Consider the following 24418-nt stretch of genomic DNA (forward strand, 5'->3'; position numbering starts at 1 on the left):
TCAAGGCCGGATCAAGTAGCATGAAGGTTTCGCCACCCACCTGTACGACAACATGACCACCAAGCATCGCATCATCCAGGTCGGCTCGCTGGCCGGCTCGCCCTCCGCCAACCAGCGCCTCGCGGAGCGCTACGACGTCATCGAGCTCTGGAAGCAGCCCGACCGCAAGGCCGCCCTGGCCGAACTGGGCAAGGGCGTCACCGCCGTCGTCACCTCGGCCAACTTCGGCGCCAATGCCGAGCTCATCAACGCCCTGCCCGACCTGAAGGCCATCTGCAGCTGGGGCGTGGGCTACGAGACCATCGACGTGCAGGCCGCGCATGCGCGTGGCGTGCAGGTCAGCAATACGCCCGACGTGCTGACCGACTGCGTGGCGGACCTGGCCTGGGGCCTGATGATCGCCGGCGCCCGCCGCATGGGCCAGGGCGAACGCTTCGTGCGCGCCGGCCAGTGGGGCCAGGTGCACGGCAGCATTCCGCTGGGCCAGCGCGTCAGCGGCAAGAAGCTCGGCATCGTCGGCCTGGGCCGCATCGGCGAGGCCATCGCCCGCCGCGGCATCGGCTTCGACATGCAGGTGCGCTATCACAATCGCAGGAAGCGCGACGACGTCGACTACGGCTACGAGGCCTCGCTGACCGACCTGGCGGCCTGGGCCGATTTCCTGGTCGTGGCCACCGTGGGCGGTCCCGCCACGCGCCACCTGGTCAACCGCGAGGTGCTGGAAGCGCTTGGCCCGCGCGGCATCATTGTCAACATCGCGCGCGGTCCGGTCATCGACGAGGCCGCGCTGGTGGCCGCGCTCGAGGCCGGCAAACTCGGCTGCGCCGCGCTCGACGTGTTCGAGCATGAACCCAAGGTGCCCGAGGCGCTGATCAAGAGCGACCAGGCGGTGCTGCTGCCGCACATCGGCAGCGCCACGCTGGAAACGCGCCAGGCGATGGAAGACCTGATGCTGGAAAACCTGGCGGCGTATTTCGACACCGGCCGCGTGATCACGCCGGTGGACTGACGGCGCGGGCGGGAACGGCGGCGCGGCCAGCGCCGTCGGCGCCCACGCAAGTGGCTCGAATACGGGCAACACAAACGCAGGCAATACAAACGAAAAAGCCTCCCGGCGCCCATACCGAGAGGCTTTCGACTTCCAGGTCCGAAAACCCGTCCGTCGTGCAAAGGAACTGCCGGACCTCGCGGTCCGATGCTGCGTGACTGCCTTACTTCGCGGGCGCCGTGGCGGTACCCGATTTGTCCATCTTGGAAGCGCCCGATTTCTCGGTGCCCTGCTTGGCGGACGTTTTGTCGGACTTGTGATGCTTGTGCTGCGCCTGGGTCTTGGTTTCGCCCGACTTGGTCGTGGCATCGGCGCCCGCCGCGAACGCCGAAGGCGCGGCGGCAAGGCCGAGGCACAAGGCCGAAGTGGACAGGAACGCAGCGATACGGGAGTGGGTCGTCATTACATGAACTCCTAATGGTGAAGGCCCGGGGCTGGCCCCTGGCCTTTCCGACACGGGGCGGCAACATCGCCGCATGACCCGTACTCCGTTGGAACCGGCACCCCGCCGAAGGTTCAGCGCGCCGCGGGAAATTTTCGCGCCCTTTCCGACGTTAACGCTTCGTCATGGGATCGTGACAATCGACTCCCGGCGAGCGGCGCTCAGCTTTCAAATACCAGCAGCGCCACGGTGGCGAACAGCATCGCCGCGAAGCTGGCTCTCAGCTTGCGTTCAGGCAGACGATAGGCCAGCCGCACGCCGACCGGCACGAACAGCAGGCTGCCCGCCGCCAGCGGCAGGCCCACCAGCCAGTCGGCCTGGCCGGCCCATGAGTACGTCACCAGCGCCACCGCGGAACCCGGGATCACCATGCACAGCGCCAGCGCCTGCGCGGAGGTCTGCGGCAGCCGGAACACCGTGGTGATGATGGGCACCGCCAACACCGCGCCACCGACGCCGAAGAAGCCGCCCAGCGTGCCGCACAGCACGCCCAGCGCGGTGGCGCGGCGCGGCGTGAACACCGGGGCGTTGCCGCCGGCCTTGGGCGCGCGCCGGGCGCGGCCGGCGCGCCAGGTCTGCCAGGCGTAGAACAGCGCGATGAAGAACAGGAACACGGCGAAGCTCAGGCGCAACACGCCCGAATCGATGCCCAGCGCCAGCCGCGCGCCGACCCAGGTGAACACCACCGCGCCGCCCGCGCCCGCCAGCGCCACGCGGCGGTCGATGCGGGTCTGCTGGTTGTACTTGCGCACCGCCATCATGATGGTGGGCAGCACCATGATCAGCGCGGTGCCCTGCGCCAGCTGCTGCGACATGCCCATCAGCAGCACCAGCGCCGGAATCGCGATCATGCCGCCGCCGATGCCCAGCACGCCGCCCATGAAGCCAATGAGGCACCCCGCGCCCAGGCACAGGGCGATCAGCAACAGACTCACTTGGGACTCCCGTCAGCGCAGCTTGTCGAGCGCGGCGTCGAGCCGGTCCACCGCCCAGATCTCCAGCCCCTCGATGGGCTGGCGCGGCGCATTGGCCTTGGGGATGAGCGCGATCGAGAAGCCCAGCTTGGCGGCTTCGCGCAGGCGTTCCTGGCCGCGCGGCGCGGGCCGGATCTCACCCGCCAGGCCGACTTCGCCGAAGGCGATCAGCCCGCGCGGCAGAGGCCGGTCGCGCAGCGACGACATGATGGCCAGCAGCACCGGCAGGTCGGCCGCGGGCTCGGTGATGCGCACCCCGCCCACGGCGTTGACGAACACGTCCTGGTCGAAGGTCGAGACGCCGGCATGGCGGTGCAGCACCGCCAGCAGCATCGCCAGGCGGTTGCCCTCCAGGCCGACCGTCAGGCGGCGCGGATTGGGCGCGTGGGAACTGTCCACCAGCGCCTGGATCTCGACCAGCAGCGGACGGGTGCCCTCCTGCGTGGCCATTACGCAGGAGCCGGCCACCTGCTGCTCGTGCTGCGACAGGAACAGCGCCGACGGGTTGGCCACGCCGCGCAAGCCGCGGTCGGTCATGGCGAACACGCCGAGTTCGTTGACCGCGCCGAAGCGGTTCTTGAAGGCGCGCACCAGGCGGAACGACGAGTGCGTGTCGCCCTCGAAGTACAGCACCGTGTCGACGATGTGTTCGAGCACGCGCGGTCCGGCCAGCGCGCCGTCCTTGGTGACGTGGCCGATCATGACGATGGCGATGCCGGTCTGCTTGGCCAGGCGCGTCAATTGCGCGGCGCACTCGCGCACCTGCGACACCGAGCCGGGCGCGGCGGTCAGTTCGCCGCTGTAGAGGGTCTGGATCGAGTCGATCACGGCCACGCTGGGCTTCTGCTCGGACACCGCCGCCTGGATCGCCTCCAGGCGGATTTCCGCCAGCAGGTTGACGTTGCCGGTCTGCAAACCCAGCCGGCGCGCGCGCAACGCCACTTGCTCGGCCGATTCCTCGCCCGTGACATAAAGCACGTTGGTGCTTTCCGAGAGCGACGCCAGCGCCTGCAGCAGCAGGGTCGACTTGCCGATGCCGGGATCGCCGCCGATCAGCACCACGGCGCCGGCCACCAAGCCGCCGCCCAGCACGCGGTCGAATTCCTCCAGCCCGGTGGGGGTACGCGGGGTTTCGCGCGCCTCGATCTCGGACAGGCTGCGCACGGGGCTGCTGGAGGCCAGCGGCGCGTAGCGGTGCGAGGCGGCGGCCGCGGGCACGGACGATTCGACGGTTTCTTCCAGGGTGTTCCAGGCATTGCAGTGCGGACACTTGCCTTGCCATTTCGGGGTGGTGCCGCCGCATTCGGCGCACACGTATACGGTTCGGGTCTTGGCCATGGGCGCAAGTTTACCGGCAGCAGGCGGGGCGCGGGGTCGCCGGCGCGCGGCCGCGACACCGCTTTTCCAGCCCATTTGGCCCCATGCCGGTGCATACCGCTTTCAATCTGCTTGCAGAAACAGGGACGCCATGCAGTTACACCATGCAAACACAAGAAATTCACTGGCAGATTTCTGCAAATCGCGCATAATCACCGGGTGATGCGCAATGTTGAACCGTCGGTTATATGGCGGCATACCCGGCGCCGCCGTCCACCCCGACGGCACGACGGAAATCGCGGCGCATTGCAAGCTGTCGGCCGTGCATGCGGCCACCTAAACCGGAACACGACCCCCAGCCTGGACGAGATCGCCGGACCACCGGCGCGGCGCGGGCAAAGGTCAAACGCGCATGCGCCCTGCCACCAGGCGTCTGCGCGAGGAGTACGCGCATGAGCATTGCCTATCGCCCCCCCTTCGACGAAGACGACGAACTGGATTTGCGCGCCGTGTATCGCAAGCCCAGGACCGGCGGCAGCCCCGAACTGGACGCGGCCGTGCGTCGCACCTGGCATCCCGGCCACAGTTGGCATCCGGGCTGGGCCGCGGCCGCCTGCGCGGCGCTGGTGGCCGGCCTGTTCGCCTGGACCGACATGCGCGAAAACGCCGAGATGATCGACATGACGCCGCAGCTGGCCGTGTCGCAGGAAGCCGAGGCCAGCCCCGAACGCGCGCCGGCACCGCGCCTGGTGGGCACCGACGCGCCCGCGCCGCAGCAGGCGGCCGCCCCGGAAATCCAGCGCGCCGCGCAACCGCCGGCCGAGTCGCAAGCCAACGTCCCGCCGCAGTTGGCCACGGCCGAGCCGGCGCCCCAGGCGGCGGCGCTGGAGCCCGCGGCCGAACAAACCGCCAGCGCCGAGCCCGTTACCTTCAGCGACCAGGACATCGAGGCGCGCGTGGCGCACATCCGCGCCTTGATGCAGGACGATCAGCAGGAAGACGCCGTGGCCGCGCTGCGTGAACTGCAGCAAGGCGCGCCAGACCTGACACTGCCCGACGACCTGCAGGAACTGGCGCAGCAGAACCCGGCTTCCTGACCCTCTTTCCTTCCCCCCGTTCGTTTGCCAGGCCCGCGCCCGTCGCGGGCCTGGACGTTGATGTCCCCGGAAATCAAACAGAAAAAGAACGGCTTCTTGCTAACATAGCCGCATGAGTCCCAGCTTCCACCACCGCAACCTCCCCCACCTGCTGCTTTACGCGCGCGAAACCCTGATGGCGCATTTCCGGCCCATCCTGCATGCCGCCGGCGTCACCGAGCAGCAATGGCGGGTGTTGCGCACCCTGAGCGAAGTAGGCGCGATGGAGCCCAACCAGATCGCCCGCAGTTGCCAGATCCTCAGCCCCAGCCTGACGCGCATGCTGGCGGGCATGGAGGAACAGGGCCTGATCAAGCGGGTGCGTTCGAGCGCGGACCAGCGGCGCCAGGAGATTTCCCTGACGCCCAAGAGCAACAAGCTGATCGACCGCATGCGTCCGCAAGTGGACGCCAAGTATCAGGAAATCGAAGACCGGATCGGCAAGGAATTGCTCGAACGCCTGTACACCGACGTGGACGCGATGGTCGAGCTGATCAAGCGCGACCCCGCCTCGGAATGAATCAGTCGGGCACGGGCAGGATGGCGTTGATCTGCCCCGTGCCCGAACTGGTGAAGTAGTCGGTGACGATCTCGGCCGGCCGATCGTAGGCGTCCCAGCCCAACAATCCCAGCAGCATGGCGGTGTCATGCATGCCGCCCTCGCCCACGCACAGCTCGGCGTATTCCGGCAGCATGGCGCAGAAGGTCTTCCAGTCGCCCTGGCGCCACAGGTCCACCACGCGCAGGTCGACCTGGCGGTAGAACTCGCGGCTGATCTGGTGCATGGCGGCCTCGGGGCTGCCGTTATCGTTGAAGCGGTGCGACAACGAGCCGCTGGCCAGCACCGCCACGCGGCTGTCGCTCTGCTCGATGGCCTGGCGCAGGGCCGCGCCGAAGCGACGGCTGTCGTCCAGCGCGTGCCAGGCGCACCAGGCCGCCACCGACACCACCTTGAAGCGGTCGTCGCCATTCATGTAGCGCATCGGCACCAGCGTGCCGTATTCCAGTTCGAGGCTGGCGATCTCGTGCGCGCGGGTAGGTACGCCAGCGGCGCCGGCGCATTCGGCGATGCGCCGCCCCAGCGCCGGATCGCCGCGGTAGGCGTAGTCCATGTCCTTGATGAAGTGCGGCAGTTCGTTGCTGGTGTAGCGGCCAGCGAAGCGTTCGTTGCAGTTGATGTGGTAGCCGGCGTTCACCAGCCAGTGCACGTCCAGCACCACCAGCGTGTCGACGTCCAGGTCGCGGCAGCGCTGGCCAATGCGGCGATGGCCCTCGATGGCGGCCTCGCGGCAGCCGTGATGGCGGCCGGGCATTTCAGATAGATACATGGACGGCACATGCGTTACCTTGGCCGCCAGCGCGAGCTTGCCCATGATGCTTGTCTCCTGTCGTTATCGGTATCCGGGCGTCCTTCAGACGCCCCACTTCGGAATGTGGTGGCTGCCCATCGAGACGCAGACGTTCTTGATCTCGGCAAACACTTCATAACTGTATTCGCCGCCCTCGCGGCCGGTGCCGGACTCCTTGGTGCCGCCGAACGGCTGGCGCAGGTCGCGCACGTTCTGGCTGTTGATGAACACCATGCCGGCCTCGATGCCGCGCGCCAGCCGGTGGGCACGGCCGATGTCGCTGGTCCAGATGTAGGAGGCCAGGCCGTACTTGACGTCGTTGGCCAGCGCCAGGCCGTGGGCCTCGTCCTTGAACGGAATCAGGCAGGCGACGGGCCCGAAGATCTCTTCCTGGGCGCAGCGCATGCGGTTGTCGACGTCGGCCAGCACCGTGGGCCGCACGAAATTGCCGCCGGCCAGGTGCGCCGGCAGGCCCCGCGGCGCGTCGGCGCCGCCCGCCAGGATGCGCGCGCCCTCTTCCTTGGCCAGGCGGATGTAGCCGGTGACCTTTTCCCAGTGCTGCCGCGTGATCATCGCGCCCACATTGGTCTTGTCATCAGTCGGGTCGCCCACCACCAGGCGATTGGCGCGCTCGGCGAAGCGGCGCACGAAGTCATCGTAAATCGATTCCTGCACGAAGATGCGCGAGCCCGCGGTGCAGCGCTCGCCATTGAGCGAGAAGATGGTGAACAGCGCCGCGTCCAGCGCGCGCTCGACGTCGGCGTCGTCGAACACCAGCACCGGCGACTTGCCGCCCAGCTCCATCGAGAACTTCTTGATGCCGCCCGCGCTCGCCATGATCTTCTTGCCGGTGACGGTGCCGCCGGTGAACGAGATCGCGCGCACGCCGGGATGGCGCACCAGCGCGTCGCCGGCGGTGGCGCCATAGCCCTGCACCACATTCAGCACGCCGGGCGGGATGCCGGCTTCCAGCGCCAGCAGGCCGAGCTGGTCGGCCGTCAGCGGCGACAGCTCCGACATCTTCAGCACGGCGGTATTGCCCAGCGCCAGGCAGGGCGCGGTCTTCCAGGTCGCGGTCATGAAAGGCACGTTCCAGGGCGATACCAGCGCGCACACGCCCACCGGCTGGTAGAGCGTGTAGTTCAGCATCTGATCGTCCACCGGGTAGGTGTGGCCGTTCATGCGGGTGCAGACTTCGGCGAAGAAGGTGAAGTTCTCGGAGGCGCGCGGAATCAGCTGCTTGCGCGTCTGCGAGATCGGCAGGCCGGTGTCCCGCGTTTCCAGCTCGGCCAAGTGCGGCACATTGCGGTCGATCAGTTCGCCCAGCCGCCGCATAAGGCGCGCGCGCTCCTTGGCGGGTGTGCCGGCCCACCTGGGAAAGGCCTCGGCCGCCGCCGCCACTGCGGCATCGATCTCGGCCTGGCCGCCGGCGGCCACTTCGTCGATGGCCTCGCCCGTGGCCGGGTTGAAGGTGGTGAAGCGGTCGGCGCTATCGACCTGCTTGCCGTTGATCCAGTGCTTGATGCTCACGTGCGTCTCCTCGCGTCCCGCGATGGCCGGCGGAGGGAATCCGGCGGCGATGCGAAAATTTAGTTAACGAGTTAACTTTATGCCTGCCTTTGCGCCACTGTCAACGGCGGAAAACCCCTGTCGCGCGCCAGCCGCGTCGATTGCCGCGGCCCCGGTTTTTCACTATTATGATTAACATGCTAACTATATCGGCCCAGTACCGCGCCTGCCATGCCCCATATCTGGATTGAGTATTCCGCCAACCTCGACCTGGACACCCGCGCCCTGATGCGCGCGGTCCAGGACGCCGCCGTGGGCGACGGCAGCCTGTATCCGCTGGCGGGCGCCCGCAGCCGCGCCGTGCGGATCGATGACTACCTGATCGCCGACGGCCATCCCGACAACGCTTTCGTCCATGTGCTGCTGCGCATCGGCCACGGCCGCAGCGCCGCGCAGCAAACGGCATTGGGCGAGCGCACGTTCCAGGCCCTGCGCGACGCGCTGGCGCCGGAAATGGCGCGCCGGCCGCTGGGCCTGTCGCTGCAGGTCGAGGAAGCCGACGCTGTGCTCAACTACAAGCACAGCAACTATCGCGAATACCTGGCGGCCCGCGCCGCCGCGCTGCCGCGCACCGTTGCGGGCGCCGCGCTCAATACGCGCCAGGCGCTGGCCGCGCTGGGCGAGGCGATGAACGCGCCGCCCTACCAGGCCGCGCCGCGCGCGCCGGTGCTGTACATCAAGCCGGCCAACACCTATGCCGCCGACGGCGATGCCATCACGCTGCCAGCCGATGTGCCCGAGGTGCGCATCGGCGCCAGCCTGGGCATCGTGTTCGGCCGCCGCGCCAGCCGCGTCAGCGAAGCCGAGGCCCTGGCCCACGTAGCCGGCTATCGCGTGGTGGCCGACCTGTCGGCGCCGCACGACAGCTATTTCCGGCCCGCGCTCAAGCAGCAGTGCCGCGACGGCTTCTGCCCGATCGGCCGCGAACTGGCGCCGGTCGCGGCGGTGCCGGATCCCGACGCGCTCGACATCGAGGTCTGGGTCGACGGCGCGCTGGCACAGCGCGCCAGCACCGCCGACCTGGTGCGGCCGGTGGCCCGCCTGATCGCCGACGTCACCGAATTCATGAGCTTCGAACCCGGCGACATCCTGCTGGCCGGCGCCCGCGCCGACGCTCCGCTGGCGCGCGCCGGGCAACGCTACGAAATCCGCATCGCCCAGGTCGGCGCGCTCGGCAACACGCTCATCGCCGGCGCCTGAGGCGCCCTCACGGAACCCGCCATGAAACACGCACGCATCGCCTACGAAGGCGCCATCCACGCCGCCACCGACGCTGGCAACGGCCAGATCCGCCTGGCGGACGGCCGCCTGCTGGCCGAGGACGCGGTGACCTGGCTGCCGCCGATCGAGCCGCGCACCACCTTCACGCTGGCCATCAACTATGCCGACCACGCCAAGGAACTGGCGTTCAAGGCGCCGGCCGAACCGCTGGGTTTTCTCAAGGCCGCCAACACCTTCGTCGGCCATCGCGCGCGCACGCTGCGGCCGGCCGACGTGGGCTTCATGCACTACGAATGCGAGCTGGCCGTGGTGATCGGCAAGACCGCCCGCAACGTGACGCGCGCGCAGGCCTACGACTACGTGGCCGGCTACACCGTGGCCAACGACTACGCGCTGCGCGACTACCTGGAAAACTGGTATCGCCCCAACCTGCGCGTCAAGAGCCGCGACACCTGCACGCCGCTGGGGCCGTGGCTGGTGGACCGCGACGACGTGGCCGACCCGATGAACCTGGACCTGCGCACCACCGTCAACGGTGTCGAGACCCAGCGCGGCAACACCCGCGACATGGTGTTCGACATCCCCGCCCTTATCGCGTACTTCAGCGGCTTCATGACGCTGTCGCCCGGCGACCTGATCCTGACCGGCACGCCCGACGGCATCGTCAACGTGCAGCCGGGCGACGAGGTCGTGACCGAAATCGACGGCATCGGCCGGCTCGTCAACACGCTGGTGCCCTGCCCCGCCTGATTTCCCTTACCTGGATATTCCCCGCATGCTTGACACTTCCACCGTGCGCGCCTTGGCGGCGCGCCTGCACGACGCCGAACGCAGCCGCCAGCAGATCCGCCAGATCTCGCTGGACCACCCCGACATCACCATCGCCGACGCCTACGCCATCCAGCGCGCCTGGATGGACATCAAGCTGGGCGAGGGCCGCGTCAAGCGCGGCCACAAGATCGGCCTGACCTCGCGCGCCATGCAACTGTCATCGCAGATCGACGAGCCCGATTTCGGCATGTTGCTCGATGACATGTTCTTCGAGGACGGCGGCGACATTCCCGCCGGCCGCTTCATCCTGCCGCGCCTGGAAGTGGAACTGGCCTTCGTGCTGGGCAAGCGCCTGCAAGGCCCGAACGTGACGCTGTTCCAGGTATACGATGCGGTCGACTACGTGATCCCGGCGCTGGAAATCATCGATGCCCGCTCGCACGGCATCGATCCCGACAGCAAGCGCCCGCGCAAGGTGTTCGACACCATCGCCGACAACGCGGCCAACGCCGGCGTGGTGATGGGCGGCCGGCCGGTGAAGATCGGCGAACTGGACCTGCGCTGGATCGGCGCGATCCTGTCGCGCAACGCGGTGATCGAAGAAACCGGCGTGGCCGCCGGCGTCTTGAACCATCCCGCCAATGGCGTAGTATGGCTGGCGAACAAGCTGGCCGCGCACGACGTGGCGCTGGAAGCGGGCGAGATCATCCTGTCGGGGTCCTTCACCCGTCCGGTGGCCGCCCGCCCCGGCGACACCTTCAACGTCGACTACGGCGTGCTCGGCTCCGTCAACTGCCACTTCATCTGACCTCAACGCGGCCCATGGATATCCTGACCAATCAGTTCAAGCGCGCGCTGCGCGCCGGCACGCCCCAGATCGGCCTGTGGGCCGGGCTGGCCAGCGCCTACACCTCCGAGATCATCGCCGGCGCCGGCTTCGACTGGCTGCTGATCGACGGCGAGCACGCCCCAAACACGCTGCAGACCACGCTGGCGCAGCTGCAATCGGTGGCCGCCTATCCGGTGGCGCCGGTGGTGCGTCCGGCCTGGAACGATCCGGTGCAGATCAAGCAGATCCTCGACACCGGCGCGCAGACGCTGCTGGTGCCGATGGTGCAGTCGGCCGAAGAGGCCGCCGCCGCCGTGGCCGCGGTGCGTTATCCGCCCGCCGGCATCCGTGGCGTGGGCAGCGCGCTGGCCCGTTCGTCGCGCTGGAACCGCATCCCCGACTACCTGGAGCGCGCCAACGACGAGATGTGCGTGCTGGTGCAGATCGAGACGCCGCGCGGCGTGGATGCGCTGGAAGACATCCTGGCGGTGGACGGCGTGGACGGCGCCTTCATCGGCCCGGCCGACCTGTCGGCCAGCATGGGCTACCTGGGCCAGCCCGAGCATCCCGAGGTCGCCCGCACCATCGACGCGGCCATCGGCCGCATCGTCAAGTCGGGCAAGGCGGCCGGCATCCTGCACAGCGGCGTGGCGCAGGCCAGGCACTACCTGTCGCTGGGCGCGACCTTCGTGGCGGTGGGCGTGGACGCGGTGCTGCTGGCGCGCGCGGCCGAGAAGCTGGCCGGCGAGTTCAAGGACGTCAAGCCGACCGCCAAGGCCGGCGGACCGTACTGAGCCGGACCGCAAACGAAAAAAGCCCCACGCTCCACCGCTAGGCGGGTCGCCGGCGAGGGGGCGCGCTTTTGCGTTTGAGGGCGGCCCGTCGGCAAAAAAGGCGCCCGTGGGGCGCCTTTTTTATCCCGTGCCACGGGCGGCGTGCCGGCCGTGGGGCGGGCGATCAGGAGCGGCCGCCCAGGCTGCCGCCGCCGTCCACGCCCAGCACCTGGCCGGTGATGAAGCCGGCGTCGTCCGACAGCAGGAAGGCGATGGCGGCGGCCACTTCGGCCGGCGTGCCCAGGCGCTTCATCGGCACCGAGGCCAGCGCGCGCTTTTCGCCTTCGCTGCCCGCCGGGCGGGTGGCGCGGAACATTTCGGTTTCGATGGGGCCCGGCGCCACCGCGTTGGCGGTCACGCCGTATTCGGCCAGCTCCAGCGCCCAGGTGCGGGTGCAGCCGACCAGCGCGCTCTTGGCGGCCGAATAGGCGGTGCGTTCCAGGCCGCCGTGGATGGCGCGGCTGCAGACGTTGACGATACGGCCGGCGCGGCGCGCTTTCATCGATTCGATGAACGCCTGGGTGACCTGCACGGCGACGCGCACGTTCAGGTCCAGCACGTTGTAGAGGGTGGCCAGGTCGATCTCGCCCAGCGGCTGGGGCGAGGCGATGCCGACGTTGTTGACCACGGCATCGACCGGGAATTTCTCGCGGATCTCGCGCAGCACTTCCTCGGTGCGGCCGGCGTCGGCCAGGTCACAGGCATAGAGGTAGCCGGGAAAGTCCACATCGCCGGTATTGCGCGCGATACCGACCACATGACAACCCATGTCGGACAGCCGCTGAGTAAGGGCCCAGCCTATGCCTTTGGTGGCGCCCGTGATGAGCACGCATTTGTCCTTCATGGATCGAAACCTCGTTGTTCGTTACTGGGGCGAAAACGGGCGCTTGGGCGCCCGGTCTTCAAGTAGACACCATCCGGCGTTGCCTGTCTTGTAAATTGCGTAGCAATTCTTGCGTGCCGGACACCCTCCGCCTCGGATCGGGCGCGCGGCTTTCCGGAGAAAAATCAGGCGCTTGGAAGGCGCCCGCTGCCCAGGCGCCGGCAAAACGCGCCTGGAGTGCTCAAAAAACGATCAAGCGGTGGCCAGCGACCGCGCCGGAACGCATCAGGCGTCCCGGGTGACCGGGACGCGGGGCGCCAGGGCGCAGAGCAGCTCGTAACCAATGGTGCCGGCCGCCAGCGCGACTTCGTCCACCGACGGCCCCTCTTCGCCCCACAGCGAAACCGGGGCGCCGACGCCCGCGGCCGGAATCGGGTCCAGGTCGACGATCAGCATATCCATCGAAACCCGGCCCACCAACCGGGTGCGGATGCCGGCCACGACCACCGGGGTGCCGGTGGCGGCGTGGCGCGGATAGCCGTCGGCGTAGCCGCAGGCCACGATGCCGACCCGCATGGGCCGGTCGGCCCGGAACAACGCGCCGTAGCCAACCGAATCGCCGGCCTTCAATTCCTGCACCGCGATGATCTCGGAGCGCAGCGACATGGCCGGCTTGAGGCCGAAGGCGGCGGCCTCGGCGTCGGCGAATGGCGAGGCGCCGTACAGGCAGATGCCGGGGCGCACCCAGTGGGCCTGGGCCTCGGACCCCACGGCGACCTCGGCAAAGCGCAGCGTGGCCGCGGAGTTGCAGACGCTGATGGGCCCCGCCGCCATCTTATGCGTCACCGAATTGAACACGGCCAGTTGCTCGGTGATGCCCTGGGGGCCGTCGGCGCAGGCGAAATGGGTCATCTTGCCGAGCGAGCCGATCACGCCTTGCTGTTGCAGCAGCAGCGCGCGCTCGTGGGCGGCGGGATAGGCGGCCGGGGAAAAACCCAACCGGTTCATGCCGCTGTTGAGCTTGAGCATGATGTCGACCCGCCGCGACAGGCGCGCGCGGGCCAGCATGTCGAGTTGCTCGCGCTGGTGCACCGTGACGCTCAGGTGGTAGCGGTCGACGATGTCGAGATCGGACGGATTGAAGAAGCCTTCGAGCAGCAGGATCGGCCCGCCCCAGCCGGCCTCGCGGCAGCGCACCGCTTCGTCCAGGTCGAGCATGGCCAGGCCCTGCGCCTTGGAGAAGCCGGCGACCGCCTGCTCGATGCCGTGGCCATAGGCATTGGCCTTGATCACCGCCCAGATCGACGGCGCCACGCCGGACGCGGCGGCGGCGGTCTGGTCGAGGTGGCGGCGCACGGCGGCCAGGTTGTGGGCCAGGGCGGAAACGGAAACGGTGGCGGAAATTGGGCGGGGCATGGTATGAGATCCTGTGGCGCTTAAGTCTAACTGATCGGCGCGGCGGCGGCGCGGGGCCGCGGGCGCGCCGGTCATCTAAAATGGGTCAGCCTCCCGCCTGGGCCGCACTTGCGTCGGCGCGGCCGGAGCGCCGCGCAAAAAAGCAACCCCGCAGGACCGCAGGACCAGACCCATGCCCATCGATCACTACGAGAATTTTCCCGTCGCCTCGCTGCTGTTGCCGCGTCGGCTGCGTGGCGCCGTGACCGATCTGTACCGGTTCGCCCGCGCCGCCGACGATATCGCCGACGAAGGCGCGGCCAGCGACGACGAACGGTTGGCCCAATTGGCCGCATTCCGCGCCGAGCTGCATCGTATCGGCGCCGAACCGGGCGCGGTGCCGGCCCCCGGCGCCCCCGAACTGGCCGGCATCTTCGTGCCGCTGGCGGCCACCATCGCCCGCCACCAGTTGCCCATCACGCCCTTCTACGACCTGCTGTCGGCCTTCGAGCAGGACATCAGCGTCAAGCGCTACGACGATTACGCCGCGCTGGCCGACTACTGCACCCGCTCGGCCAACCCCGTCGGGCGGCTGATGCTGCACCTGTTCGACGCCACCGATCCGCGCGACGTGGAACAATCGGACGCCATCTGCACCGGGCTGCAATTGGTGAACTTCTGGCAGGACGTGCGGGTCGATTGGCACAAGCACCGCGTCTACCTGCCGCAGGAAGACCTGAACCGCTTCGACGTCTCGGAAGATGACCTGGCCGCCTGCCGCCTGACGCCGGGCTGGCGCGCCCTGATGGCATTCGAGGTGGAACGCACCCGCGCACTGCTACACTTCGGCGCTCCGCTGGCGCGCCGCCTGCCGGGCCGCATCGGCCTGGAGCTGCGCCTGGTGGTGCAAGGCGGGCTGCGCGTGCTGGAGCGGATCGAGGCGAGCGGCTACGATGTATTCATGAACCGACCCGAATTGGGCGCCAAGGACTGGGCCATCATGCTCTGGCGCTCCATCAAGTAAGCAACCGGCCCTGCCAACTATGACCCCTGACGAGTACTGCCAGGAGAAAGCCGCCAAGAGCGGTTCCAGCTTCTACTATTCCTTCCTGTTCCTGCCGCCCGAGCGGCGGCGCGCCATCACGGCGCTGTACGCCTATTGCCGCGAGGTCGACGACGTGGTGGACGAATGCACCGACCCGTCGCTGGCGCGCATCAAGCTGGCCTGGTGGCGCACGCAGGTCGACCAGATGTTCGACGGCAAGCCCGACCATCCCGTGACCCGCGCGCTGCAGCCGCACCTGCAGAGCTGTTCGATCACCCGCGAGCGCCTGCTGGCGGTGGTGGACGGCATGGAAATGGACCTGGACCAGACCCGCTACCTGGACTGGCCCGGCCTGCGCAAGTATTGCTGGCACGCCGCCGGCGTGGTCGGCGAACTGTCGGCCGGCGTCTTCGGCTACACCGATCCGGCCACGCTGGTCTACGCCGAGAAGCTCGGCCTGGCGTTCCAGATGACCAACATCATCCGCGACGTCGGCGACGATGCCCGCCGCGGCCGCATCTACATCCCGGTCAACGACATGCAGCAGTTCGAGGTCAAGGCTTCGGACATCCTGAACGGCGAATATTCCGAACGCTTCTCGGCGCTGATGAAGTTCCAGGCCGAACGCGCCCGCGAGCTGTACCGCGAAGCGATGCGCACGCTGCCCGAAGCCGACCGGCGCGCGCAGCGTCCCGGCCTGATGATGGCGGCGATCTACCATGCCCTGCTCGATGAGATCGAGCGCGACAACTGGCAAGTGCTGCACCAGCGCATCTCGCTGACGCCGCTGCGCAAGCTGTGGCTGGCGTGGAAAACCTGGGTGGGCGGCGGACGCGGGCTGGTCCGCCGGTTGGCACGGTGAAGGCCGCGGTCATCGGCGCCGGCTGGGCTGGCCTGGCGGCCAGCGTCGCCCTGCGCGAGGCCGGCGCCAAGGTCACCGTGTTCGAAGCCGGCCACACGCCCGGCGGCCGCGCCCGGCGCGTGTTCCATGACGGCTTCGAATCGCCGCTGGACAACGGCCAGCACCTGCTGTCGGGCGCCTACAAGCACACGCTGGCGCTGATGCGCCGCGTGGGCCGCAATCCCGATGCCCTGCTGATGCGCCGCCCGCTGCGGCTGGCCAGCCTGGATGGGCGCTTCCGCCTGTCGGCGCCGCGCCTGCCCGCGCCCCTGCACATGGCGGTGGCGATCCTGGGCGCGCGCGGCCTGTCGTGGGCCGACCGCTACGCCACGCTGCGCCTGATGCGCGGCCTGCGCGCCATGTCCTGGACCCCGCCGCGCGACTGGACCGTGCAGCAGCTGCTGCACTATCACGCGCAGTCCGACGCCCTGATCCGCCAGGTCTGGGAACCGCTGTGCCTGGCCGCGCTGAACACGCCGGTGGCCAGCGCCAGCGCCGCGCTGTTCGCCCGCGTGCTGCGCGACAGCCTGGCCGGCCGCCGTGAAGACAGCGACCTGCTACTGCCCTGCACCGACCTGTCGGCGCTGTGGCCCGACGCCGCCGCGCGCCAGGTCACGATGCGCTACGGCAGCACGGTGCGCCAGCTGCGGCCCTCGCAGGACGGCATCGACATCAACCAGGAACGTTTTGACGCCGCCGTGCTGGCGGTGCCGCCGGCGTTCGCCGCGCGCCTGCTGGATGCGCCGCTGCGCGCAGTGGGCGCGACCGGCCTGCTGGACGCGCTGCGGGCCTTCGACTATCTGCCGATCGCCACCCTCAACCTGCGCCTGGCCGGCCCGTGGCGCCTGCCCGAACCCATGATGATGCTGCGCGAGGAACCGGGCCGCGGCCATATCGGCCAATGGCTGTTCGACCGCGCGCAACTGGCCGGCGACGCCCAGGCCGGTGAATTGGCGGTGGTGGCGAGCGCGGCCACCGGCCTGGCCGAACGCAACCGCCAGCAGGCCATCGAGGCCCTCATCGACCAGGTGGCCGAGCAGGCCGCCGGTTATCCGCAGCGGCTGCCGCCGATGCCGGAAGTCGCGGCGGCGGAACTGTTCATCGAAAAGCGCGCCACCTTTGCGGCGGTGCCGGGCCTGACCCGGCCGTTGAACAGCACGCCGTGGCCGACGCTGGCGCTGGCAGGCGACTGGACCGACACCGGCTACCCCGGCGTGCTGGAAGGCGCGGTGCGCAGCGGCCTGGACGCGGCGCGGGTGCTGAATCCGCGGGCGGACGACTGAGGCACGCAGCGCCCATGGCAATGCGCCGGCGCGTATCGGCGCGCGCCGCGCCGCCTTGGCGCGGGCAGCGGCAGATTCAGCGCAACAGGCTGGCCGTCGCCAGTCCCAGGCCCGTCAGCAACAGGGACCCGAGCAGGCTGAAGCCGGCGTAGCCGAGCGCGCCGCCATAGGCGCCGCGCTCGAGCATCGCCACGGTTTCAGCCGAGAAAGTCGAAAACGTGGTCAGCCCGCCCATGAAACCGGTGATGGCCCCCAGCCGCACCCAGGCCGGCCATTCGGGATGGCCGGCCACCAGCGCCAGCGCCAGTCCCACCAGATATCCCCCGGCCAGATTGACCGCCAGCGTGCCCCAGGGCCACGACTCGGTGTTGAGCCACAGGCTGACCAGCCAGCGCGCCCAGGCGCCGAACATGGCGCCCAGGCCCACGGCCAGGAAGTTCAGGGGAATCAGGGTCTGGTAGGCGGACATGGACTCAGGGCGCGCGGTGCTGCTTCAGGCGCAAGGAAAAGACCAGCAGCAGTATGCCAAAGAACACGGCGTAGATGCCGATGACCCACACCAGGGCCAGCGCCCCCGCGCCCGGCTGCAACACCAGCATGGCGCCGAACAGGATAGATACCAGGCCGGACAGCGCCAGGAACCACTCGTTGCGGATTTCCTTGCGAAAGCGGATTGCGGCGACGATCTGGAACACGCCCGCCACCAGCGCCCAGATGGCGATGATGTAGAGCAGGATCAACGCCGTCAGGCCTGGCCACAGGAAGGTGACGATGCCGGCCGCCACGCCCAACAGGCCGACGATGATCAGCGCCCACAGCGGCTTGCCGCGCTCGCGGATGCGGATGCCGGCGATCAGCGCCAGCACGCCGTCGGCCAGCGCGAACGCGCCCCACACCAGCACCAGCGCCGACAAGGTGATCGCGGGCATGAACATGGCCATCAGGCCGAACAGGATGGCGACGACGCCGCGCAATGCCACCCAACCCCAGTGACGACCGATCTGATCCACGACTTGCGAGTCAAGCATGACGACCTCCGGTAACACGTAACGGGTGACCTATCTTATTTGAATTTTCCCGCGCGTGGACCGCCTGGCCGCCGTGACCCGGTTGGCCGGAAAGGCCGCCGCCCCGGAGACGGCCGGCTCCCGGCCTTATTGCAGCTTGATCTGCGCGCGCTCGATCACCGATTTCCAACGATCGCGTTCGGCGCGGATCTGTTCGCCGAACTCGGCCGGCGTATTGCCGAGCGGGAAGGCGCCGGTCTCTTCCATCTTGGCGGCGGTGGCGGGGTCGCGCACCGCCTGGGCGAAGGCCTGCGCCAGCTTGTCGCGCACGTCCGTCGGCATGCCCGCCGGCCCCACCACGCCGTACCAGGCGGTGACGTCGTAATCCTTGTAGCCCTGCTCGGCGAAGGTCGGCACGTCCGGCAGGCGCGGGTTGCGCGCGGTCCCGGTGATGGCGAGCGCCCGCAGGTGATTGCTCTTGATGTAGGGCAGCGACGACGGGAAGTTGTCGAAGATCACCGGCACCACGCCGCCCACCGTGTCGGTCAAGGCCGGCGCCGAGCCGCGGTACGAGATGCTGTTCATCTTGCCCCCGGTGATCTGCAGGAACCAGATCATGCCCAGGTCATTGACGCCGCCGGCGCCGGCATTGGCGTAGCCGTCCTTGCCCGGATTGGCGCGCACGTGCGACACGAACTCGGCCAGCGTCTTCGCCGGGTATTGCGGGTTGACGCTGAGGATGTTGGGGCTGGTCACCAGGTTGCTGATGGGCGTGAAGTCCTTGACCGGGTCGTAGGCCAGCTTGGGGAACAAGTGCGGCGCGGTGCCATGGGTGCTGACGGTCGCCAGCCCCACGGTGTAGCCGTCCGGCTTGGCGCGCGCGGTGGCGGCCATGCCGATGGTGCCGGAGGCGCCGGTGCGGTTCTCTACCACCACCTGCTGCCCCAGGATCTCGCCCGCCTTGGCGGCGGCCAGGCGGCCGACGATATCGGTGGGGCCGCCGGCCGGGAACGGCACGATCAAGGTGATGGGACGGTCGGGGAATTCGGCGTGCGCCGCGGGCAACAGGGCGGCCAGCGCCAGGGCGGCGCAAGTCTTGCGGATCATGGGGTTGTCTCCTGTGGGGATCGGTTCTGCTTGTTATCGGGAAAATTCCGGCGCGCCGGCGATGCTGGCGTCGCGGCGCAGGATCCTGCCGGGGCGATGCGACGGGGGGGCTTGCGGGAACACGGCGCAGCCGTTGACCAGCACGTGCTCGATGCCGGCCGAGGCCAGCGTCGGCGCGTCCCAGGTGGCGCGGTCGCACACCGTATCGGCGTCGAACACCACCACGTCGGCCCAGGCGCCCACGGCCAGCCGGCCGCGATCGGCCAGGCCGAACACGCGCGCCGGCAGCGCGGTCATCTTGGCCACGGCGGCCTCCAGCGTCAGCAGTTCGGCTTCGCGCACGTAGCGGCCCAGCACGCGCGTGAAACTGCCCCACAGGCGTGGGTGCGGATGGGCATCGTTGGGCAGGCCATCCGAGCCGACCATGCAGCATTCGTGCTGGAAGATGCGGCGCACCTCGTTCTCGTCCATGGCGAAGTAAATCGCGCCCGCCGGGCACAGGCGGCGCGCCGCCGTGACCGCGTCGCAGCCCCAGCGCGCGGCGATCTCGGCCAGCGACTGGCCCCCGCATTCGGGATGCGGGGTCGACCAGGTGATGCGGATGTCGTCGATCTGGTCGGCGCGCTCCGGTATCAGGATGGTGGAGCTGCCCGGATACGGGTAGATGTCCAGCGCCACGTCGACGCCGGCGGCGCGGGCGCGGTCGATGTTGGCCAGCGTGGCGGCGCTCTTGCCCCAGTTGGCCGGCATCATGCATTTGTGGTGCGACAGCACCGTGGCGCAGCCGGTGCGACGGCCGACCGCCAGCACCTCGTCGACGGCGGCCTCGACCGCGTCGCCCTCGTTGCGGATGTGGCTGGTGTGCAGCGCGCCGCGCGCCGCCGCGACGCGCGCCAGGCCGTCCAGTTCGGCTTGCTCGGCGACGCCGCCGGGCTGGTAGGCCAGGCCCGTGCTGAATCCCACCGCGCCGGCCTCCAGCGCGTCGGCCAGCATGCGCTCCATCGCCCGCTGCTCCTCGGCGCTGGGCCGTGCCGCCGGATCGCGCATGGCGGCCAGGCGCAGGTTGGCGTGGCCCACCAGGGCGGCCACGTTGATCATCGGCCGCTGCGCCTCCAGCGCGCCGAAGTACGTGGCCATGTCCGCGAACAGCGGCGAGTCGCCCAGCAGGGCCAACGCCGCGGCGGTATTGCCCGGCAGCGGCGCCGGCGCGCCGCTGATGCCGCAGTTGCCGACCACCACCGACGTGATGCCCTGGCTGGTCTTCCATTCCAGGCCCGGCTTTTCCACGAACATCAGGTCATCGTGGCCATGGGTATCGATGAAGCCGGGCGCAACGATCCTGCCCCCGGCATCCAGGCGCCGGTCCGCTGGCGCGGCCGACAGGTCGCCGATGGCGGCGATGCGCTCGCCACGGATGCCGACGTCGGCGCGGCGGCGCGGCCCGCCCAGCCCGTCGATCACCCAGCCGCCTTCGATGACCAGATCCAGTTTTTCCTGCATGCAACTTCCGCCTTGATGGGGCCGGCGATGTCGCCGGCCGCTTGTGCGGGCCGCCCGCGGACGGCCCTGGTGCTTGATGAAGCCCCTAGTATCGTCCGGCCGATCAATCTGGAAAAATTGTTTTTATTGATCCATCCATCGTGATTTGAAATGAATCGCCTGCCCAAGCACGTCACCCTGAAGCACCTGACCGCGTTCGTCGCGGTGGCGCAGGAATCCAGCTTCACGCATGCCGGCAAGCGCCTGTTCCAGACCCAGTCGTCGGTCACCAGCCTGGTGCGCCAGTTGGAAGAGGCGCTGGCCACGCGCCTGTTCGCGCGCACCAGCCGGCGCGTGCTGCTCACGCCGGCGGGCGAGGAGTTCCTGCCGCGCGTGATGCGCCTGTTGGCCGATTTCGACGGCGCGATCGAGGACGTGGTGCGCTTCGGCGCGCTGGAACGCGGCCGGGTCGGCGTGGCGGCCGCGCCGTCCGCCATCACCGAGCTGATCGCGCCGGCGGCGGCGCTGTTCGCAGCGCAGTATCCCGCCATCCGCCTCTATCTGAGCGACGACAACTCCGGCCGCATCCAGCGCAAGGTGGCCGCGCGCGAAGTCGATTTCGGCCTGACCAGCCGCTGGGCCGACGCGCCCGGCCTGCAGTTCGACGCGCTGCTGGAGGATCGCTTCGGCGTGCTGTACCGGCGCGACGACGCCAGCCTGCGGCCGGGGCGCGACGGCGCCAGCCTGCGGCCGGGGCGCGACGGCGCCATGCGCTGGTCCGACCTGGCGGGCCGCAAGCTGGTGGGGGTGGTGGACGAGACCGGCATCATGGCGCTGCTGCGGGCCCGCGCGGACCTGCCGATCGAAGCCGCCGCGCCGTTCTACGAGGCCTCCAGCACCACGTCCCAGGCAGCGTTGGTGAAGGCCGGCATGGGCGTGGCGCTGCTGCCGGCGCTGGCGGCGCAACGCGTGCTGGAACCCGGACTGGACTACGCGCTGCTGGCGCGGCCCACGGTGGTGCGCACGCTGTGCATCATCCGCCACAAGGAGCACGCGCTGAGTCCGGCCGCCGAAGCGCTGATCCGCGCCATCCGCGACTACCTGCGCGGCGCGCCGTTGCCGGCAGGCTGCAAGCTGGCCGCGGGCGCGACCCGCCGGCGCGCCTGAGGCGCATCGGCGTCGCCGTGGCAACGCCGGCGGGGCATGCGCCCGCCCCGCCGCGACGATACGCGCCGCTCAGGCGCGCAGCTTTTCGTCCAGCGCCGCCAGTCCGGCGGCGAACACGCCCTGCCCCACGGCGGTTGCCACCGCCTGCAGGTCGGCGCCATCCTCGACGCGGAAGTCGGCCCACCATTCGACCAGCGTGGCACCGCTCTCGGTGATCGCGCGCAAGGCGACGCCGGCGACATAGTCGCGCATCGGCAGGTCGGTCTCGATGATCGAATAGCGCAGCGCCGTGCCCGGATCGTCCAGCATCAGCAATTGCTCGCGCACGAAGCCCGAGGGCTTGAGCGACAGGTAACGCACCGAGCCGATGGCATCGTGGCGGCCGCCTTCTTCCAGACGGCTTTGCGCGATGCCGGGGTGCCATCCCGCCAGGCCGTTGAAATCACGAAACAGCGGCCAGACCTTGGCCAGCGGCGCCTGGACGATGGCGCTGGTGTAGACGGTATGCGGCATGCGGACTCCTGACGGGCGCGCGGCGCCCCGGCGGAAACGGATGAAGGGGAAAACTCAGAACGTCAGTTGCTTGAACTCGCGGGTGGCGGCGGTCAGCGCCTGTTCGGTGGGCAGGCGCTCCATCGAGCTGGCGCCGTAGAAGCCATGGCAATGCCGGCAGTGGCGCAGGATGTGGGCGGCGTCCTCGGGCGTGGCGATGGGGCCGCCGTGGCACAGCACGATCACGTCCGGACGCACGGCCAGCGCGGCCGCGGCGATGCGGTCGATGGCGGCGACGCAGTCATCCAGCGTCAGCGCGGTCTCGGCGCCGATCGAGCCGCCGGTGGTCAGGCCCATGTGCGCGACGATGATGTCGGCGCCGGCCTGCGTCATCGCCACGGCGTCGTCCTCGTTGAACACGTAGGGCGTGGTCAGCATGCCCTTTTCGTGCGCCAGGCGGATCATGTCCACTTCCAGCGCGTAGCCCATGCCGGTCTCTTCCAGGTTGGCGCGGAAGGTGCCGTCGATCAGGCCCACGGTGGGGAAATTCTGCACGCCGGCAAAACCCTGGCGCTTGAGATCGTCCAGGAACACGTCGAAGTCGCAGAACGGATCGGTGCCGTTGACGCCGGCCAGCACCGGCGTGCGCTTGACCACCGGCAGCACTTCGCGGCCCATGTCGACCACGATCTCGTTGGCGTTGCCGTAGGCCAGCAGGCCGGCCAGCGATCCGCGCCCGGCCATGCGGTAGCGGCCCGAGTTGTAGATCACGATCAGGTCGATGCCGCCCGCTTCCTCGCACTTGGCGGACAGTCCGGTGCCGGCGCCGCCGCCCACGATGGGGGTGCGGTCGCGCACCATGGCGCGGAACTTGTCCAGCAGTTGGTTACGGTCAAAGCGCGGCATGGCGGCAATCCTCAGTGTGTGGCGATGTCGAGAAACTGCTCGACCGCGGTGCGGGCGAACAGCGGGTCGTTGATGTGGCAGGGCACGCGCACCAGGCGGCGGTCGGCGGTCTGCACCAGATTGGCCTGCAGCGCCTCGAACAAGGCCGCGTCGGCCTGCGGGTCCCAGAATGCCTGGCCCGGCGCGTCCAGCGCCGACACGCCGCCTTCGGGGATCAGGAAGCGCACGGGGCCGTCGCAGCGGTTCAGCCGCTCAGCGATCCATTCGCCCTGGCGGCGGTTCTCTTCCGCCGTGGTGCGCATCAGCGTCACCTGCGGGTTGTGGGGATAGAAGGTGCGGCCCTGGTAGCGCTCGGGCACCGAATCCATGGCGCCGAAATTGACCATGTCGAGCGCGCCGCAGGAACCCACGTACGGCGCCCGGGTGCGCGCCACGGCGCCGAAGCGGTCCTCGGTGCAGGCCAGCACGCCGCCGAACAGGAAGTCGCAGACCTCGGTGGTGGTCAGGTCCAGCACGCCGGACAACAGATGGCTGTCGAGCAGCTTTTCCATCGACTGGCCGCCGGTGCCGGTGGCGTGGAACACCAGGCAGTCGTAGCGCGATTCGAGCAGCGGCGTCACCTGCTGCACGCAGGCGGTGGTGACGCCGAACATGGTGATGCCGACGGCCGGACGGCTGTCGTCGCCGGCCACGCTGGCGGCCAGGCGGAAGGCGCCGCCGATGGCGCCGGCGGCATTGGCCAGCACGCGGCGCGAGATGCGGTTCAGGCCGGCCACGTCGGTCACGGAATACATCATCGCGATGTCCGACGGCCCGACGTAGGGCGCGACGTTGCCCGACGCCATGGTCGATACCATCAGCTTGGGCACGCCGATGGGCAGCGCGCGCATGGCCGGCGTGATGAGCGCGGTGCCGCCGGAACCACCCAGGCCCAGCAAGGCGCCGATATCGGAGTTGGCGGCCGCGTAGCGTTCGAACGCCAGCGCCATGGCCGCGATGGCGGTGCCGCGGTCGCCGGTGAAGACGGCCTGCTCGCCCCGCGGATGGCTGCGGGCCACTTCCCGCGCCTGCACCTGCGCCGCGCTGGCCGCGCCCGTGGTGGACACGTCCACCGAGACCACGTCCAGGCCTTCGCGCTTGAGCAGCGCAACCACGTACTCGGCCTCGTGGCCCTTGGTATCGTAGGTGGCGGCCACGAAGACCCGCCGATTCGAATGCGTCATGACTCCTCCGCGGGCGGCTACACTCGGTGCGCGCCTCGATATGTCTGGGGCCGCCCAGGGCCTGTAGAATCAAGAAATGAGACGAAAGAATCATACTGAGA

25 protein-coding genes are annotated in these 24418 nt (G+C 69.3%); 11 read left to right on the forward strand and 14 right to left on the reverse strand.

Annotated elements, in window-relative coordinates; translation table 11 throughout:
- Nucleotides 1-52 precede the first annotated feature (52 nt).
- On the forward strand, nt 53-1009 hold the full coding sequence (locus AC6CR5_RS09815) for a 2-hydroxyacid dehydrogenase (protein WP_026384457.1): 957 nt from the start codon (nt 53-55) through the stop codon (nt 1007-1009).
- Nucleotides 1010-1211: 202 nt separating this feature from the next.
- Here AC6CR5_RS09815 and AC6CR5_RS09820 read toward each other — a convergent pair whose 3' ends face one another.
- The 3 genes from AC6CR5_RS09820 to radA all read right to left on the reverse strand — a co-directional run bounded on the left by AC6CR5_RS09820 (nt 1212) and on the right by radA (nt 3802).
- Entirely contained in the window at nt 1212-1451 is a 240-nt protein-coding gene (locus tag AC6CR5_RS09820) for a hypothetical protein (RefSeq protein WP_026384456.1), read from the reverse strand.
- Between the two features lie 200 nt (nt 1452-1651).
- Nucleotides 1652-2425, reverse strand: coding sequence for a sulfite exporter TauE/SafE family protein (locus AC6CR5_RS09825; RefSeq protein WP_026384455.1), 774 nt, complete (start codon nt 2423-2425; stop codon nt 1652-1654).
- A gap of 12 nt (nt 2426-2437) precedes the next feature.
- Complete coding sequence (gene radA / locus AC6CR5_RS09830) at nt 2438-3802, reverse strand: DNA repair protein RadA (protein WP_045953247.1); 1365 nt, start codon at nt 3800-3802, stop codon at nt 2438-2440.
- Nucleotides 3803-4233: 431 nt separating this feature from the next.
- Between radA and AC6CR5_RS09835 the strand changes: the two genes are divergently transcribed.
- Nucleotides 4234-4878 (forward strand): hypothetical protein, encoded by a 645-nt coding sequence (locus tag AC6CR5_RS09835; RefSeq protein WP_498085575.1) that lies wholly within the window; start codon nt 4234-4236, stop codon nt 4876-4878.
- Nucleotides 4879-4990: 112 nt separating this feature from the next.
- Nucleotides 4991-5437, forward strand: a complete 447-nt coding sequence (gene hpaR, locus AC6CR5_RS09840) for a homoprotocatechuate degradation operon regulator HpaR (RefSeq protein ID WP_006384288.1) — start codon at nt 4991-4993, stop codon at nt 5435-5437.
- A gap of 1 nt (nt 5438) precedes the next feature.
- Here hpaR and hpaD read toward each other — a convergent pair whose 3' ends face one another.
- On the reverse strand, nt 5439-6290 hold the full coding sequence (hpaD, locus tag AC6CR5_RS09845) for a 3,4-dihydroxyphenylacetate 2,3-dioxygenase (RefSeq protein WP_110059081.1): 852 nt from the start codon (nt 6288-6290) through the stop codon (nt 5439-5441).
- 39 nt (nt 6291-6329) lie between these two features.
- Nucleotides 6330-7796 (reverse strand): 5-carboxymethyl-2-hydroxymuconate semialdehyde dehydrogenase, encoded by a 1467-nt coding sequence (gene hpaE, locus AC6CR5_RS09850; RefSeq protein WP_316311064.1) that lies wholly within the window; start codon nt 7794-7796, stop codon nt 6330-6332.
- 210 nt (nt 7797-8006) lie between these two features.
- Here hpaE and AC6CR5_RS09855 point away from each other — a divergent pair, with 210 nt between their 5' ends.
- The 4 genes from AC6CR5_RS09855 to hpaI are packed head-to-tail and all read left to right on the forward strand — an operon-like array spanning nt 8007 to nt 11450.
- The gene (locus tag AC6CR5_RS09855) at nt 8007-9035 is read left to right on the forward strand and encodes a fumarylacetoacetate hydrolase family protein (protein WP_054504638.1); all 1029 of its coding nucleotides are present in this window, start codon (nt 8007-8009) and stop codon (nt 9033-9035) included.
- A 21-nt stretch (nt 9036-9056) separates the two neighbouring features.
- A complete protein-coding gene (locus AC6CR5_RS09860) occupies nt 9057-9806 on the forward strand; it encodes a fumarylacetoacetate hydrolase family protein (protein WP_006384292.1) in 750 nt (249 codons plus the stop codon).
- A 25-nt stretch (nt 9807-9831) separates the two neighbouring features.
- Entirely contained in the window at nt 9832-10635 is an 804-nt protein-coding gene (hpaH, locus tag AC6CR5_RS09865; protein ID WP_026384450.1) for a 2-oxo-hept-4-ene-1,7-dioate hydratase, read from the forward strand.
- Nucleotides 10636-10649: 14 nt separating this feature from the next.
- Complete coding sequence (gene hpaI / locus AC6CR5_RS09870) at nt 10650-11450, forward strand: 4-hydroxy-2-oxoheptanedioate aldolase (protein WP_047991218.1); 801 nt, start codon at nt 10650-10652, stop codon at nt 11448-11450.
- Between the two features lie 163 nt (nt 11451-11613).
- Here the strand turns inward: hpaI and AC6CR5_RS09875 are convergent, their stop codons facing one another.
- Together AC6CR5_RS09875 and alr are read right to left on the reverse strand one after the other, a co-directional pair.
- Nucleotides 11614-12333, reverse strand: a complete 720-nt coding sequence (locus AC6CR5_RS09875; RefSeq protein ID WP_020928472.1) for an SDR family oxidoreductase — start codon at nt 12331-12333, stop codon at nt 11614-11616.
- 264 nt (nt 12334-12597) lie between these two features.
- Nucleotides 12598-13728: an alanine racemase gene (alr, locus tag AC6CR5_RS09880; protein WP_148318199.1), complete on the reverse strand. Its 1131-nt coding sequence runs from the start codon at nt 13726-13728 to the stop codon at nt 12598-12600.
- Nucleotides 13729-13900: 172 nt separating this feature from the next.
- On the opposite strand from alr, the gene hpnC reads away from it, so the two are divergent.
- The 3 genes from hpnC to hpnE are packed head-to-tail and all read left to right on the forward strand — an operon-like array spanning nt 13901 to nt 16936.
- Nucleotides 13901-14731, forward strand: a complete 831-nt coding sequence (gene hpnC / locus AC6CR5_RS09885) for a squalene synthase HpnC (protein ID WP_047991220.1) — start codon at nt 13901-13903, stop codon at nt 14729-14731.
- A gap of 19 nt (nt 14732-14750) precedes the next feature.
- Complete coding sequence (gene hpnD / locus AC6CR5_RS09890) at nt 14751-15614, forward strand: presqualene diphosphate synthase HpnD (RefSeq protein WP_020928473.1); 864 nt, start codon at nt 14751-14753, stop codon at nt 15612-15614.
- Nucleotides 15611-16936 carry a hydroxysqualene dehydroxylase HpnE gene (gene hpnE / locus AC6CR5_RS09895; RefSeq protein ID WP_020928474.1) on the forward strand — a complete coding sequence of 442 codons (1326 nt, stop codon included), beginning with the start codon at nt 15611-15613 and terminating at the stop codon, nt 16934-16936. Before hpnD ends, hpnE begins: the two co-directional genes overlap by 4 nt.
- A gap of 76 nt (nt 16937-17012) precedes the next feature.
- On the opposite strand, the gene AC6CR5_RS09900 is transcribed toward hpnE, so the two are convergent.
- The 4 genes from AC6CR5_RS09900 to AC6CR5_RS09915 all read right to left on the reverse strand — a co-directional run bounded on the left by AC6CR5_RS09900 (nt 17013) and on the right by AC6CR5_RS09915 (nt 20550).
- Nucleotides 17013-17405: a CrcB family protein gene (locus tag AC6CR5_RS09900; RefSeq protein ID WP_006384302.1), complete on the reverse strand. Its 393-nt coding sequence runs from the start codon at nt 17403-17405 to the stop codon at nt 17013-17015.
- Nucleotides 17406-17409: 4 nt separating this feature from the next.
- Nucleotides 17410-17964, reverse strand: a complete 555-nt coding sequence (locus tag AC6CR5_RS09905; protein ID WP_006384303.1) for an HdeD family acid-resistance protein — start codon at nt 17962-17964, stop codon at nt 17410-17412.
- Between the two features lie 126 nt (nt 17965-18090).
- Entirely contained in the window at nt 18091-19050 is a 960-nt protein-coding gene (locus tag AC6CR5_RS09910; RefSeq protein WP_047991222.1) for a tripartite tricarboxylate transporter substrate binding protein BugE, read from the reverse strand.
- Nucleotides 19051-19083: 33 nt separating this feature from the next.
- Nucleotides 19084-20550 carry an N-acyl-D-glutamate deacylase gene (locus AC6CR5_RS09915; RefSeq protein WP_238919855.1) on the reverse strand — a complete coding sequence of 489 codons (1467 nt, stop codon included), beginning with the start codon at nt 20548-20550 and terminating at the stop codon, nt 19084-19086.
- Between the two features lie 150 nt (nt 20551-20700).
- On the opposite strand from AC6CR5_RS09915, the gene AC6CR5_RS09920 reads away from it, so the two are divergent.
- On the forward strand, nt 20701-21696 hold the full coding sequence (locus tag AC6CR5_RS09920; RefSeq protein ID WP_498085576.1) for a LysR family transcriptional regulator: 996 nt from the start codon (nt 20701-20703) through the stop codon (nt 21694-21696).
- A gap of 69 nt (nt 21697-21765) precedes the next feature.
- Here AC6CR5_RS09920 and AC6CR5_RS09925 read toward each other — a convergent pair whose 3' ends face one another.
- The 3 genes from AC6CR5_RS09925 to AC6CR5_RS09935 are packed head-to-tail and all read right to left on the reverse strand — an operon-like array spanning nt 21766 to nt 24317.
- A complete protein-coding gene (locus tag AC6CR5_RS09925; RefSeq protein WP_006385064.1) occupies nt 21766-22209 on the reverse strand; it encodes an SRPBCC family protein in 444 nt (147 codons plus the stop codon).
- A 54-nt stretch (nt 22210-22263) separates the two neighbouring features.
- Complete coding sequence (locus AC6CR5_RS09930) at nt 22264-23094, reverse strand: phosphoenolpyruvate hydrolase family protein (protein WP_020928481.1); 831 nt, start codon at nt 23092-23094, stop codon at nt 22264-22266.
- A gap of 11 nt (nt 23095-23105) precedes the next feature.
- Nucleotides 23106-24317, reverse strand: coding sequence for a Tm-1-like ATP-binding domain-containing protein (locus tag AC6CR5_RS09935; RefSeq protein WP_020928482.1), 1212 nt, complete (start codon nt 24315-24317; stop codon nt 23106-23108).
- Between the last annotated feature and the right edge of the window lie 101 nt (nt 24318-24418).

Source organism: Achromobacter sp. EG18, from assembly GCF_059759395.1.